General features: G+C 69.2%; 11 protein-coding genes. 7 read left to right on the top strand and 4 right to left on the bottom strand.

The window, feature by feature from the left end; all coding sequences use genetic code 11:
• Positions 1-10: 10 nt before the first annotated feature.
• Entirely contained in the window at positions 11-1330 is a 1320-nt protein-coding gene (locus ACIBB8_RS05285) for a hypothetical protein (RefSeq protein ID WP_398949075.1), read from the bottom strand.
• Between the two features lie 286 nt (positions 1331-1616).
• Between ACIBB8_RS05285 and ACIBB8_RS05280 the strand changes: the two genes are divergently transcribed.
• From ACIBB8_RS05280 to ACIBB8_RS05255, 6 genes are all read left to right on the top strand, one after another.
• Entirely contained in the window at positions 1617-4244 is a 2628-nt protein-coding gene (locus ACIBB8_RS05280) for a bifunctional SulP family inorganic anion transporter/carbonic anhydrase (RefSeq protein ID WP_398949074.1), read from the top strand.
• A 166-nt stretch (positions 4245-4410) separates the two neighbouring features.
• Positions 4411-6411: an acetate--CoA ligase gene (gene acs, locus ACIBB8_RS05275; RefSeq protein ID WP_398949073.1), complete on the top strand. Its 2001-nt coding sequence runs from the start codon at positions 4411-4413 to the stop codon at positions 6409-6411.
• A 252-nt stretch (positions 6412-6663) separates the two neighbouring features.
• Positions 6664-8070: a Na+/H+ antiporter NhaA gene (nhaA, locus tag ACIBB8_RS05270; protein WP_398949072.1), complete on the top strand. Its 1407-nt coding sequence runs from the start codon at positions 6664-6666 to the stop codon at positions 8068-8070.
• A 47-nt stretch (positions 8071-8117) separates the two neighbouring features.
• Positions 8118-8657 carry a phage holin family protein gene (locus ACIBB8_RS05265; RefSeq protein WP_398949071.1) on the top strand — a complete coding sequence of 180 codons (540 nt, stop codon included), beginning with the start codon at positions 8118-8120 and terminating at the stop codon, positions 8655-8657.
• The gene (locus ACIBB8_RS05260; protein WP_398949070.1) at positions 8654-9631 is read left to right on the top strand and encodes an alpha/beta fold hydrolase; all 978 of its coding nucleotides are present in this window, start codon (positions 8654-8656) and stop codon (positions 9629-9631) included. The genes ACIBB8_RS05265 and ACIBB8_RS05260 overlap by 4 nt, the downstream gene beginning before the upstream one ends.
• Before the next feature lie 162 nt (positions 9632-9793).
• Positions 9794-9997, top strand: coding sequence for a hypothetical protein (locus ACIBB8_RS05255; protein ID WP_366689327.1), 204 nt, complete (start codon positions 9794-9796; stop codon positions 9995-9997).
• Between the two features lie 55 nt (positions 9998-10052).
• Here the strand turns inward: ACIBB8_RS05255 and ACIBB8_RS05250 are convergent, their stop codons facing one another.
• The 3 genes from ACIBB8_RS05250 to nth form a co-directional block, all read right to left on the bottom strand.
• Positions 10053-11258: a MarP family serine protease gene (locus tag ACIBB8_RS05250; protein WP_398949069.1), complete on the bottom strand. Its 1206-nt coding sequence runs from the start codon at positions 11256-11258 to the stop codon at positions 10053-10055.
• Positions 11259-11342: 84 nt separating this feature from the next.
• Positions 11343-12068, bottom strand: coding sequence for an NUDIX hydrolase (locus ACIBB8_RS05245; RefSeq protein ID WP_398949068.1), 726 nt, complete (start codon positions 12066-12068; stop codon positions 11343-11345).
• 60 nt (positions 12069-12128) lie between these two features.
• Positions 12129-13112 carry an endonuclease III gene (gene nth / locus ACIBB8_RS05240; protein WP_398949067.1) on the bottom strand — a complete coding sequence of 328 codons (984 nt, stop codon included), beginning with the start codon at positions 13110-13112 and terminating at the stop codon, positions 12129-12131.
• Positions 13113-13341: 229 nt separating this feature from the next.
• Between nth and ACIBB8_RS05235 the strand changes: the two genes are divergently transcribed.
• The gene (locus tag ACIBB8_RS05235; RefSeq protein WP_030925113.1) at positions 13342-14016 is read left to right on the top strand and encodes a Crp/Fnr family transcriptional regulator; all 675 of its coding nucleotides are present in this window, start codon (positions 13342-13344) and stop codon (positions 14014-14016) included.
• Positions 14017-14101: the final 85 nt, after the last annotated feature.

The following is a 14101-nucleotide window of genomic DNA, read 5'->3' as shown; positions in this document are numbered from 1 at the left end:
TCGACCTGCGTCAGTGCTCCGCCGGCTTCGTGCCGGATTTACCGGGAGCCTTGGCGGCTCCCGGGGTCCTGGCCGGTCCGGAGGCCTGGGCGGCGAGATGGGCCGCCCAGCCCTCCTTCGGTGCCTGGCCGACGTCGAGCGTGCGGAGTTTCGCCAGTGTCGCCGGGTCCTGGGCGTCCAGCCAGTCGGCCAGCTGCCTGAAGGACACACAGCGGACTCCCTCCTTGGTGCAGACCGCCTCGATGGTCTCCTCGACGGCGCGCATGTATGTGCCGCCGTTCCAGGACTCGAAGTGGTTGCCGATGACCAGCGGGGCCCGGTTTCCCTCGTACGCGCGGTCGAAGGCCTGAATCAGGCCGTCGCGCATCTGATCGCCCCAGTACTCGTACTGATCAGGGTCGCCCTGCATGGTCGTCCCGGACTGGTTGATCATGAAGCTGTAGTCCGCCGACAGCGTCTCGAACCCCCGCCCCGGCACCGGCACGAATTGCAGGGAGAGGTCCCAGACGCCGTCCTTCTTCTTCGGCCAGACCTGCTTGTCGGCGCCGCTGGAGTCGTAGCGGAAGCCCATCGACCGCGCTGCGACCACCATGTTCTTCCGCCCCTCCAGGCAGGGGGTGCGGCCGCCGACCAGCTCCGTGTCGTAGTCGAAGGGCAGCGGCTTCTCGTCCGCGAGGTCCGGGACGTTCGTCCTCCATTTCTTCACGAAGGCCTTGGCCTGGCTGATCTCGCGCTTCCACTCGGCGACCGACCAGGTGCCGACACCACCGTCCGGGCCGCAGAAGTGGCCGTTGAAGTGGGTGCCGATCTCGTCGCCGTCCTGCCAGGCGCCCCGGATCTGGGTGATGGTGTCCCGGATCCCCTTGATTTCGTTGAAGCCGATGTCGGAGCTGCCCGCGTTGTGCTTGGGCGGGTCGTAGAGCTCCCGCTTCTCCTCCGGCAGCATGTACACGCCGCTGAGGAAGTACGTCATGTTCGCGTGGTACTTCCTGCCGACCTCGCGAAAGCGGGAGAAGAGTTCCTGGCTGTCCCCACCCACGCCGTCCCAGGAGAACACCACGAACTGCGGGGGCTGTTGACCAGGTGTCAAGCGCATGGGTACGGGCTGCTTCGGCTGGCTGCCGGTGAAGGAGGTGGAGCCGTCGCCGATAAGCCGGAAGGCCTTCTCGGGGGCGTTTCCCTTGGGCCCGGCGGCCCCCTTCTCGGCACCCGGCCCGGCAGCCCCGACAGCCGAACCCGAAGCCGAACCGGAGCCGGAACAGCCGGCGACTCCCGCAACGAGCGCGACGGCCATGGCACCCAGGGCGACCCTCTTCATGGCGGCCATCATCCGCCCACCCTCTTCCGTTTCAGGTAATTTGCGTGGAATGCGCCGACGCGGCGCAGCCACGTTCTCACGCACCCTTGAACGAATCGACACAACAGGCCATATGAAAAGCCGCCTATTCACGTGAATGGGTGATTGAGTGGACCATTTGCCCTCAATCATGGACACGGCTCTTTACTCTCCATTACGATCCATTTACCGAGAGTTGAGAAATCCCGCCGCTGCACGCCGTGACCCACGGCCGCGTCCCCACATTCCGCGACCGCGCTGCCCCGGAGGAGACGGGAACATGCCTGCCTGCGTCCCCGCACGTCATGACCACACGTCCCGCAGTTGGCGCCAGTCCAACGGCCCGGGAATCAAGCGACCTCACAGCCCGCCACCGCCGCGTCGCGGCGGACGATTCCGTATCGCGGGCGCCGACCTGTCCGCATCGATCACTGTCCTTCTCATTGCCGTTCCCATGTCGCTCGGCCTCGCCGTGGCCATGGACGCCCCGCTGGAAGCCGGACTCGTCGCCGCGGCCGTCGGCGGCATCGTCGCCGGACTGCTCGGTGGCACTCCCCTTCAGGTCAGTGGCCCGTCCGCCGGACTGACCGTCGTCACAGCCGAGTTGATCCAGATCTACGGCTGGCGCACCACCTGCGCGATCACCATCGGCGCCGGGCTGCTGCAGATGCTGCTGGGCGCGGTGCGTGCCGCGCGCAGCGCTCTCGTCGTCAGTCCCGCCATCGTGCACGGCACCCTGGCCGGTATCGGCGTGTCCATCGCACTGGCCCAGCTGCATATCGTGCTCGGCGGCTCGCCCCAGAGCACAGCCGTCGACAACGCCCTCGCACTGCCTGCCCAGTTGGACCGGATCAGCCCGGCCGCCCCTCTCATCGGCGGACTGACCATCGCCATCCTGATGGCCTGGCCACGGCTCCCCGGGCGGATCGGGCGGGCGGTACGGAGGATTCCGGCGGCCCTCGCCTCGGTGGCGATCGCAACAGCGGTGGCCGCGGTGGCGGCTCCCGGGATCGCCCGGGTGGATCTGCCCTCCTGGCGGTCGCACGCCCTGCCCGAACTGCCGCAGGGCCCCGTACTGGGCCTCGCCACCGCCGTGTTCACCGTGACGCTGGTGGCCAGCCTCGAATCCCTGCTCGCCGCGGTCGCAGTGGACAAGCTGACCACCGACCGCGCCGGACGGCAGGGCGCCGGGCCTCCCGCCCCGGCAGCCCCGACCGCCCCGCCGGTCAGGCGCTCCGACCTCGACCGCGAATTACGCGGCCAGGGCATCTCCAATGTGCTGTCGGGCCTGCTGGGCGGGCTGCCGGTGTCAGGGGGAGCGGTACGGAGTTCGGCGAATGTGCGGGCCGGGGCCACCGGCCGCGCCGCCACCGTTCTGCACGGTGTCTGGGTCCTGCTCGCCGCCGGGTTGCTGGTCACGGCTCTGGAGTGGATCCCGCTGGCCGCGCTCGCCGCACTGGTGATGATGGTCGGCATCCAGATGGTGAGCTTCGCCCATATCCGCAATGTTCACAAGCACCGCGAATTCCCGGTCTACGGCGCGACGATCACCGCTGTGGTGCTCTTCGGTGTGCTGAGGGGCGTGGTGATCGGCGTCGCGGTGGCCGTCGTCATCGCTCTGCACCGGCTGGCCCGCACACGGATCACGGTGACGGATCGAGGAGGACAGCATCTCGTGGTCGTGCGCGGGCAGTTGACGTTCCTCGCAGTGCCACGACTCAGCAGGACGCTCGGCCGGATTCCCCATGGCAGTGATGCCGTAGTCGAGTTGGACGGCTCCTTCATGGACCATGCGGCATACGAGACGATCCAGGACTGGAGCAACGCTCAGACCGCCCAGGGCGGCCGGGTCGTCTTCACCGGCAGATCCGGCGGCCGGATCGCCGAGCCTGCCTCGGCGGCGCACTCCTGCTGCCGCCCCTGGACGCCGTGGCGCAATCACCACTGCCACGACCGGCCCAAGCCGGAAAGCGTCCACCACGACTGCGGCACGCGATCCGGCGACGGTGAGCATCACACCACCGCCATCACCGCCGACCCCAGCCCCAGTCCCGGAACAACCGACACCACGGCGGCCGACACCATGACCGACATCACGAGCAACGCAACGCCCGGCACAAGCGCCTCGGCCCCGGCCGCCGAACCCATTCCCGGCACTCCGTCATCCCCCACACCCCCCGCCGCTCCCCGTGGGACCGGCGCGCACCGGCTGGTCAGTGGTCTGAGTTCGTTCCAGCGCAACACGGCTCCGCTGGTGCGCGATGAGCTGGCCCGGCTGGCCCGGGAGGGGCAGCACCCCTCCCAGCTCTTCATCACCTGCGCGGATTCCCGGCTGGTCACCAGCATGATCACGGCCAGCGGTCCGGGCGACCTGTTCACCGTGCGGAACGTCGGCAATCTGGTGCCACCACCGGGCGCGGAAGCCGGCGACGAATCGGTGGGCGCCGCGATCGAGTACGCGGTGGAGGTGCTGCAGGTGGAGTCCATCACGGTCTGCGGCCACTCCGGCTGCGGCGCGATGCAGGCACTGCTGGGCGCCAAGCCGGACAACCCGCAGACGCCCCTGTGGCGGTGGCTGCGGCACGGTCTGCCGAGCCTGCAGCGGATGACGTCCCGGCATCGCGCCTGGGCGCGGATCTCCGGCCGGCTGCCCGCCGACGCCGTGGAACAGCTCTGCCTCACCAACGTGGTCCAGCAGCTGGACCATCTGCGCGCCCACGAATCGGTGGCACGGCGACTCGCCGAGGGCACGCTGCAGCTCCACGGAATGTACTTCCATGTCGGTGAGGCGCAGGCATACCTCCTGACCGAGGGCGCGAGCGCCGGTACATGTCTCGACGAGGTCTTCGACCACGTGGGCCCCGGCGATCCTGCCGGTTCCGGCGAGTTGGAACGTACAAGCGCCTGAACCGGACGCACCTCGGTTCCGTGAGACCTTGTGGTCCCGCTTCCGCATCGCACTGTGCTGCAGCGCATCGCAGGTGGGGGAGCAGGATCGTGCCCCATACACGAAAACACAGGTCTAAACCAATTCCCGGCAGACACTTGTCACCCGGCCCCTGGACTGATGAGCTATGCGCCGGGACACAACGGACACCCTGGGAATGGGAGATGTCGTGAGCAACGAAAGCCTGGCCAACCTGCTCAAGGAGGAGCGGCGGTTCGCACCGCCTGCCGATCTGGCCGCGAACGCCAACGTCACAGCGGAGGCGTACGAGCAGGCCAGGACGGACCGGCTGGGCTTCTGGGCCGAGCAGGCCCGCCGCCTGACCTGGGCCACGGAGCCGACCGAGACGCTCGACTGGAGCAACCCGCCCTTCGCGAAGTGGTTCGCGGACGGCAGGCTGAACGTCGCGTACAACTGCGTGGACCGCCACGTCGAGGCGGGCCATGGCGACCGGGTCGCCATCCACTTCGAGGGCGAGCCCGGCGACAGCCGCGCGATCACCTACGCGGAGCTTAAGGACGAGGTCTCCCGCGCCGCCAACGCCCTCACCGAGCTCGGTGTCGGCAAGGGCGACCGGGTCGCCGTCTACCTGCCGATGATCCCCGAGGCCGCCGTCGCGATGCTGGCCTGCGCCCGCATCGGTGCCACGCACTCGGTGGTCTTCGGCGGCTTCTCCGCCGACGCCATCGCCGCCCGCATCCAGGACGCGGACGCCAAGGTCGTCATCACCGCCGACGGCGGCTACCGCCGCGGCAAGCCGTCGGCGCTGAAGCCTGCGGTCGACGACGCCGTATCCCGTATCGACAGCGTCGAGCACGTCCTCGTGGTGCGGCGCACTGGCCAGGACACCGCGTGGACCGAGGGCCGCGACGTCTGGTGGCACGAGATCACCGGCCGCCAGTCCGCCGAGCACACCCCCGAGGCCTTCGAGGCGGAGCAGCCGCTCTTCATCCTCTACACCTCGGGTACGACGGGTAAGCCGAAGGGCATCCTGCACACCTCCGGCGGCTACCTCACGCAGGCCGCGTACACCCACAACGCGGTCTTCGACCTCAAGCCGGAGACCGACGTCTACTGGTGCACGGCCGACATCGGCTGGGTGACCGGGCACTCGTACATCGTCTACGGACCGCTGGCCAACGGCGCGACGCAGGTCATGTACGAGGGCACGCCCGACACCCCCCACCAGGGGCGCTTCTGGGAGATCGTGCAGAAGTACGGCGTCACGATCCTCTACACCGCGCCGACCGCGATCCGTACGTTCATGAAGTGGGGAGACGACATCCCCGCCAAGTTCGACCTGTCCTCGCTGCGGGTCCTCGGTTCGGTCGGTGAGCCGATCAACCCCGAGGCATGGATGTGGTATCGCAAGCACATCGGCGCCGACAGGTGCCCGATCGTGGACACCTGGTGGCAGACCGAGACCGGCGCGATGATGATCTCGCCGCTGCCCGGTGTCACGGACACCAAGCCCGGTTCGGCGCAGCGCGCCCTGCCCGGAATCTCCGCCACCGTCGTCGACGACGAGGCCCACGAGGTGGAGAACGGCGGGGGCGGCTACCTCGTCCTCACCGAGCCGTGGCCGTCGATGCTCCGCACCATCTGGGGCGACGACCAGCGCTTCATCGACACGTACTGGTCGCGCTTCGAGGACAAGTACTTCGCGGGCGACGGCGCCAAGAAGGACGAGGACGGCGACATCTGGCTGCTCGGCCGGGTCGACGACGTGATGCTCGTGTCCGGGCACAACATCTCGACGACCGAGGTCGAGTCGGCACTCGTGTCGCACCCGGCGGTCGCCGAGGCGGCCGTGGTCGGCGCGGCCGACGAGACGACCGGTCAGGCCATCGTCGCGTTCGTGATCCTGCGTGGTTCGGCGTCCGCCTCCGACGAGCTCGTCGCGGACCTGCGCAACCACGTCGGTGCCACGCTCGGCCCGATCGCCAAGCCGAAGCGAATCCTGCCGGTGGCCGAACTGCCGAAGACCCGCTCCGGCAAGATCATGCGGCGTCTGCTGCGTGACGTCGCGGAGAACCGCGAGCTGGGCGACGTCACCACGCTCACCGACTCCTCGGTGATGGACCTCATCCAGACGCAGCTGCCGACGTCGTCATCGTCCGAGGACTGACAGACGCACAGGCAGAAGGCCGGAGCACCGGCCAACGCACATGCACGAACCCGAGGGGCATCCGGCAACGCGCCGGGTGCCCCTCAGGCAATTAAGGTGAAGATCACTGGATACGCCCCCGCACACCCCCGGGTACAGTGGCAGCAACGTCAACAACACATCAAGAAATCTCCACAGGGTGTGCCGGGAAGTCTGGTCGGCAAGTGCATCAGCCATGCCATCGCTGCCGAACCGACCCGGAGGTCTCCACTCGTGGCCGCGCCCACCCGCACACCCCCGACGTCCCGCCGGACCTTCCTCGGGCGCCTCTCCCTCCCTGAGCGGAACTACCTCGCGGACGCCCTGCGCACCGAGACCGTCGGCGGGGTCATCCTGCTGGTCGCCGCGATCGCGGCGCTGGTCTGGGCAAACACCTTCGGCTCCAGTTACCGGGCCCTCAGCGACTTCCACTTCGGTCCGGGTTCCATAGGACTGAATCTCTCCGTGCAGCACTGGGCGGCCGATGGGCTGCTCGCCATCTTCTTCTTCGTCGCGGGCGTCGAGCTCAAGCGCGAACTGGTCGCAGGTGAGCTGCGCGATCCCAAGGCGGCCGCGCTGCCGGTCATCGCCGCCGTGTGCGGAATGGCTGTGCCGGCCGTCGTCTACACGCTGGTGAACGTGATCGGCGGCGGTTCGACCGCCGGATGGGCCGTCCCCACGGCCACCGATATCGCCTTCGCACTCGCTGTGCTTGCGGTCATCGGCACCTCACTGCCGTCCGCGCTCCGCGCCTTCCTGCTCACGCTCGCCGTCGTCGACGACCTCTTCGCGATCCTGATCATCGCGGTCTTCTTCACCGACCACATCGACCTCGCCGCGCTCGCCGGCGCCTTCGTCGGCCTCGCCGTCTTCTACCTCCTGCTGCGCAAGAACGTGCGCGGCTGGTACGTCTACATCCCGCTCGCCCTGGTCATCTGGGGACTGATGTACAACAGCGGCATCCACGCCACCATCGCCGGTGTCGCCATGGGACTGATGCTGCGCTGCACCCGGCGCGAGGGCGAGGAGCACTCCCCCGGCGAGCACATCGAACACTTGATGCGCCCGCTGTCGGCCGGTCTCGCCGTGCCGCTGTTCGCGCTGTTCTCGGCCGGCGTATCGCTCTCCGGCGACGCGGTGGCACATGTCTTCACGCGGCCCGAGACGCTCGGTGTCGTGCTGGGGCTCGTCGTCGGCAAGACGGTCGGCATCTTCGGCGGTACATGGCTGACCGCCCGCTTCACCAAGGCGGAGCTGAACAAGGACCTGGCCTGGGCGGACGTCTTCGCGGTCGCCTCACTCGCCGGGATCGGCTTCACCGTCTCGCTGCTCATCGGCGAGCTGGCGTTCGCGGGCGACGCGTTCGTCGAGAACGAGATCAAGGCAGCCGTGCTGCTGGGGTCGCTGATAGCAGCCATGTTCTCCGGTGTGCTGCTCAAACTCCGGGTACGTACCTACCAGGCGCTGTACGAGGCGGAGGAGCGCGACGAGGACGAGGACGGGGTACCCGACGTCTACGAACAGGACGATCCGGCGTACCACCTACGGATGGCCGCGATCTACGAGAAGAAGGCCGCAGAGCACCGGCGCCTTGCCCAAGCGGCGGGGGCGGCGAGCAGCAAGCCGGACAGTCCGGCATGATCTGACACCAGATGTGTTGAGCAGGAGAGCAGAAGAGGGAGTCAGGGATGAGCGACCCCGGCAACTACGCGGGCAGCGCAGACCGCAGTCTCGGGCAGCTGGTCGCCTCGGCGACGGCCGAGGTGTCCGCACTGGTGCACGACGAGATCGCCCTGGCCAAGGCCGAGGTGCGGCAGGACGTCAAGCGGGGCGTGACCGGCAGTGTGGCATTCATCATCGCGGGAGTGCTGATTCTGTTCGCGATCCCAGTTCTGAGCTTCGGAGCCGCCTACTGGATCCACACCACGGGACTGGGCCTCGCCTGGTGCTTCGGGATCGTGGGTCTCGCCTTCATCGTGCTGGGGGTGCTGCTCGCGCTGTTCGCCATCGCCAAGTTCAAGAAGGTCAAGCCGCCGGAGAAGTCGATCGCGTCGGCCAAGCAGACGGCGGCCGTGCTGCAGGGCGTCAAGCCGCACCCGCGTCCGGCGATCACCGCGCGTGCCGGTCTCCCGGCCGTCACAGCTTCGGGCAGCACGCGGACGGAGAAGGCCGGAGCGGAGTCCGCGGTCAAGGACGAGGCGTCCGCTGTGGCACGCTCGTCCACATGACCGTCCCCGATTCCAGCGCACTCGACCCCAAAGGCCCCGGCTCGGCAGGCCCCGGCTCCGGCAGTCCCGTACGGATCGACGGTCCCTGGAGCCACCGGGACGTGGCAGCCAACGGGGCACGCTTCCACATTGCCGAGCTGGGCGACGGCCCTCTGGTACTGCTGCTGCACGGCTTCCCGCAGTTCTGGTGGACCTGGCGCCATCAGCTGACCGCGCTCGCCGACGCCGGGTTCCGTGCCGTCGCGATGGATCTGCGCGGGGTGGGCGGCAGCGACCGCACACCGCGGGGGTACGACCCCGCCAACCTGGCCCTCGACGTCAGCGGTGTGATCCGGTCGCTCGGCGAGCCGGACGCGGCGCTGGTCGGCCATGACATGGGCGGATACCTCGCCTGGACGGCCGCGGTGATGCGGCCCAAGCTGGTGCGCCGGCTGGTGGTCTCCTCGATGCCGCATCCGCGCCGCTGGCGGTCCTCGATGCTCTCCGACTTCGCGCAGTCCCGGGCGGGCTCCTACATCTGGGGCTTCCAGCGCCCCTGGGTGCCGGAGCGTCAGCTCGTCGCGGACGACGGGGCCTTGGTGGGCCGGCTGATCCGCGACTGGTCGGGTCCGCGGACGCCCGAGTTCCCCAACGACGCGACAGTGGACGTCTACCGGCGTGCGATGTGCATCCCCTCGACGGCTCACTGCTCGATCGAGCCGTACCGCTGGATGGTGCGCTCCATGGCGCGCCCGGACGGCATCCAGTTCAACCGCCGGATGAAGCGCCCGGTACGGGTGCCGACGCTGCATCTGCACGGTTCGCTCGATCCGGTGGCCCGTACGCGGAGTGCGGCGGGGTCCGGCGAGTACGTCGAAGCGCCATACCGTTGGCGACTTTTCGATGGTCTGGGGCACTTCCCGCACGAGGAGGATCCGGCCGGATTCTCGACCGAACTCATCAACTGGCTCAAGGATCCCGAGCCCGACCGGTAGCCCGGGACGGAACCTGGGGGTCGCCGGACAGGTAACCGGGCGCGACCAGCCGGTGGCCGGAAGAGCACACTTGTCCGACGAACAGCCAATTGCCTGGCGCATAGGCCAATTGGCTGGCGCCCGCACGATTACCGACCATGAGGCACGGGCAGACGTCGAGGTATGGGCTGGACGCACGACTTCGGTGACACAGCACGCAATCGTCGCTCGACCGCCACGGCGGATCCGAGCATTCATGAGGGGGACGGCCTTCAAGGCCGGGTGCCCGGTGTGCATGACCTGCATGATCCCCAGCTGGGCATTCCACACATTCTTCGCCGCCGGGCCCGCTGGGTCTCGGCGCGGCTGCGCCATCCCCGCGGATGACGCAGTCCTGACCTGATCAGACGGCCCGGACCCGGGCCGACCCCTGTCCGTTTCCCTACAGCGCGCACGCCTGGCTGTCGACCTGCTGGTTGGCGGTGCGGCCGTCGGCGATGTCCTGGCGGATCTCGTCGGCGGTCAGGGCGTAACCCGTGTCGGGGTCGTCCAGCGACTTGGCGAAGACGACCCCGTACACCTTGCCGTCGGCGGTCAGCAGCGGTCCGCCGGAGTTGCCCTGGCGGACCGTCGCGAAGAGCGAGTACACATCGCGGCGAACGGTGCCCCGGTGGTAGATGTCCGGGCCGTCGGCGTCGATGCGGCCGCGGACGCGCGCGGAGCGTACGTCGTACGAGCCGTTCTCCGGGAAGCCCGCGACGATGGCGTCGTGCCCCGTCGCGGCGTCGTGGTCCGTATCGGTGAACTTCAGCGGCTTCGCGTCGAGGTCCGGGACGTCGAGTACGGCGATGTCGCGCTGCCAGTCGTAGAGGACGACCTTCGCGTCGTACAGCCGCCCCTGGCCGCCGATCTGGACGGTCGGCTCGTCGACGCCGCCGACGACATGGGCGTTGGTCATCACCCGGCGGTCGGAGAAGACGAAGCCGGTGCCTTCGAGGACCTTGCCGCAACTCGGGGCCGTACCGACGACTTTGACGATGGACTGCTTGGCGCGGGCCGCGACGGGGCTGCCGGCCAGGGCCGGATCCGGGGCCTTGACCTCGGTGATCGGCTCGTTGGCGAAGGGGCTGAAGACCTGCGGGAAGCCGTTCTGCGCGAGGACGGAGGAGAAGTCCGCGAACCAGTTGGAGGCCTGGGCGGGCATCACCCGGGAGATCCCGAGCAGCACCGAGGAGTTACGCACCTCCTTGCCCAGCGTCGGCAGCGACGTGCCCGCCAGTGCGGAACCGATCAGCCACGCCACCAGCAGCATCGCGACCACATTGACGAGTGCGCCGCCGGTGGCATCGAGGGCGCGGGCGGGCGACCACGTGATGTGCCGCCGGAGTTTGCTGCCGAGGTGGGTGGTGAACGCCTGGCCGACGGAGGCGCACACGATCACGATGATGACCGCGACCACGGCGGCCGTGGAGGAAACCTGGGAGCCGTCCGTCAGCTGGTCCCACAGGACCGGCAGCAGGTAGACGGCGACCAGGCCGCCGCCCAGGAAGCCGATGACCGACAGGATGCCGACGACGAAGCCCTGGCGGTAGCCGATCACGGCGAACCACACGGCGCCGGCCAGCAGCAGGAAGTCCAGCACGTTCACCGTCTATTGCCTCGCAGACTCGTCACCGGACCCGTTCGGCTGGGACCGGGCAGGCCCGAACGCCCCAGCATGGAAGTCAGCCTGTCATGCGCGCCAGTCGAGCGGCACCTGCCTGGTCCCGTCCCAGGGGCGCTCCCACCCCGCGAAGTGCAGAATGCGGTCGATCACCCCGGCGGTGAAACCCCAGACCAGTGCCGATTCGACCAGGAATGCCGGGCCCCGGTGACCGCTGGGGTGCACCGTCGTCACCCGATTGGCCGGATCAGTGAGATCCACCACCGGAACCGTGAAGACCCGGGCAGTCTCGGCCGGATCGACGACCCCGACCGGGCTCGGCGCCCGCCACCAGCCAAGTACGGGCGTGACGACGAAACTGCTCACCGGGATGTAGAGCCGGGGCAGCACAGCGAAGAGCTGGACGCCGCAGGGATCGAGTCCGGTCTCCTCCTCGGCCTCCCGCAGAGCCGCCCTGAGCGGCCCTGCGGTCGCCTGGTCGCCGTCCTCGGGGTCCAGGGCTCCCCCGGGGAAGGAGGGCTGTCCGGGGTGGGAACGCAGTGAGCCCGAGCGCTCCATCAGGAGCAGCTCGGGCCCACGCTCGCCCTCACCGAACAAGACAAGGACGGCGGACTGGCGCCCGGCGCCGTTCTCGGGCGGCAGAAAGCGGCTGAGCTGCCGGGGCTCGATGGTCCGCGCGGCGCGGGCGACGGGCTCGAGCCACTCGGGCAGCCCGTCCGTCGAGACGGCGATCGCGCCGTCCCGGCCCACACCGGCGGAGTGATCCTCCACGTGGCTCTGTTCGTGCGTCTTCATAGGCACCCCTCGTCTCACAACGCCTGCGGTCGCGCATTTCGTTCCGGAAGGGCGCCCCCGTCACCCGGCTCCCAGCGCCGGCGCGGGCTTGCCCGGGTAGTCGGGCGGCGGGCTCAGCCGCTGGCCGGGCTGCCCGCCCATCTCGTACTTCAAGAGCTTCCGGGCCTTCTCCGGATCCGTCTCGCCCTCGCCGTACGAGGGGCAGAGCGGGGCGATCGGGCAGGCACCACAGGCAGGCCTGCGGGCGTGGCAGATGCGGCGGCCGTGGAAGATGACGCGGTGCGAGAGCATCGTCCACTCGCTCTTGGGGAAGATCGCGGCGATCTCAGCCTCGATTTTCTCCGGGTCCTCCTGCTCCGTCCACTTCCAGCGGCGGACCAGCCGGCCGAAGTGGGTGTCGACCGTGATGCCGGGGACGCCGAAGGCATTGCCGAGGACGACATTGGCGGTCTTGCGGCCGACGCCGGGCAGCGTGACCAGGTCCGCGAGCCGCCCCGGGACCTCACCGCCGAAATTGTCCCTGAGGGACGCGGAGAGCCCCATCAGCGACCTGGCCTTGGCCCGGAAGAAGCCGGTCGGCCGGATGATCTCCTCCAGCTGCTCGGGGACGGCCGCCGCCATGTCCTCGGGGGTCGGGTAGGCGGCGAAGAGCGCGGGGGTGGTCTGGTTGACTCTCAGATCGGTGGTCTGGGCGGAGAGGACCGTGGCGACCAGGAGTTCGAAGGGGTTCCGGAAGTCCAGCTCCGGGTGGGCGTACGGATAGACCTCGGCGAGCTCGCGGTTGATCCGGCGAGCGCGGCGGACCATCGCGAGGTGCGACTCCGGCTTCCCGGGCTTTCCCGGCTTCACCGATGCCCCGGCCGTCTTCCCGGACGCTCCGGACGTCTTCGCCGATGCCCCGGCCTTCTTTGCGGAGCCGCTGGACGCCTTCGCGGGCCCCTCGGACTTCACCGGCTTCACCGACTCCCCAGTCGGGCGTTTTGCGGCTTTTGTCGGTTGACTTGCAGCCTGTTCGCCCACAGCGGAATTATGGTCTTCCGACACCCCATCAGCCCCCTTGGCCTGCGCTCTCACCGGCTTGTTGGACACCCGGCCAGCCTAGAGCCAGGCAGTGACATCCGCCCCGGTCACCGTGGATCCGTCCCCTATCGGCCCCCTGCGGCACGATGAGGCGCGCCCGTGCGTCAAACTGGTTTGTGATTGATCGCACTGTTTTACCGTCCGGCATGATGGGGACCACGGTTCCCTGAACAGGCCGACAAGGAGAGAACTCGTGGACGACGTTCTGCGGCGCGCCCCGCTTTTCGCGGCGCTCGATGATGAGCAGGCCGCGGAGCTCCGCGCCTCGATGAGTGAGGTGACCCTCGCACGCGGCGACGCTCTCTTCCACGAGGGCGACCAGGGTGACCGCCTGTACGTGGTCACCGAGGGCAAGGTGAAGCTCCACCGCACGTCCCCCGACGGACGCGAGAACATGCTGGCCGTCCTCGGCCCCGGCGAGCTGATCGGTGAGCTGTCGCTCTTCGACCCGGGCCCGCGCACCGCCACCGCCACCGCGCTGACCGAGGTCAAGCTCCTCGGCCTCGGCCACGGCGACCTCCAGCCCTGGCTGAACGCCCGCCCCGAGGTGGCCACGGCCCTGCTGCGCGCCGTCGCCCGCCGACTGCGCAAGACCAACGACCAGATGTCCGACCTGGTCTTCTCCGACGTACCGGGCCGTGTCGCCCGCGCCCTTCTCGACCTGTCGCGCCGGTTCGGCGTCCAGTCGGAGGAAGGCATCCACGTCGTCCACGACCTGACCCAGGAAGAGCTGGCCCAGCTGGTCGGCGCCTCCCGCGAGACGGTCAACAAGGCGCTCGCCGACTTCGCGGGCCGCGGCTGGCTCCGCCTGGAGGCGCGCGCCGTGATCCTGCTGGATGTGGAGCGCCTGGCGAAGCGTTCGCGCTAGCCGGACACCACCCCCTCACGACGCGAGAGGCCCCACCGGACGGCGGGGCCTCTCGCGCGTCACGGCGCGTCGGCGCCGCGCAGCC

The sequence above is a fragment of the Streptomyces sp. NPDC051286 genome (assembly GCF_044455345.1).
Taxonomy (GTDB): domain Bacteria; phylum Actinomycetota; class Actinomycetes; order Streptomycetales; family Streptomycetaceae; genus Streptomyces.
Note: the sequence above shows the minus strand (reverse complement) of the source record. Positions and strands in the feature narration are given on the sequence as shown.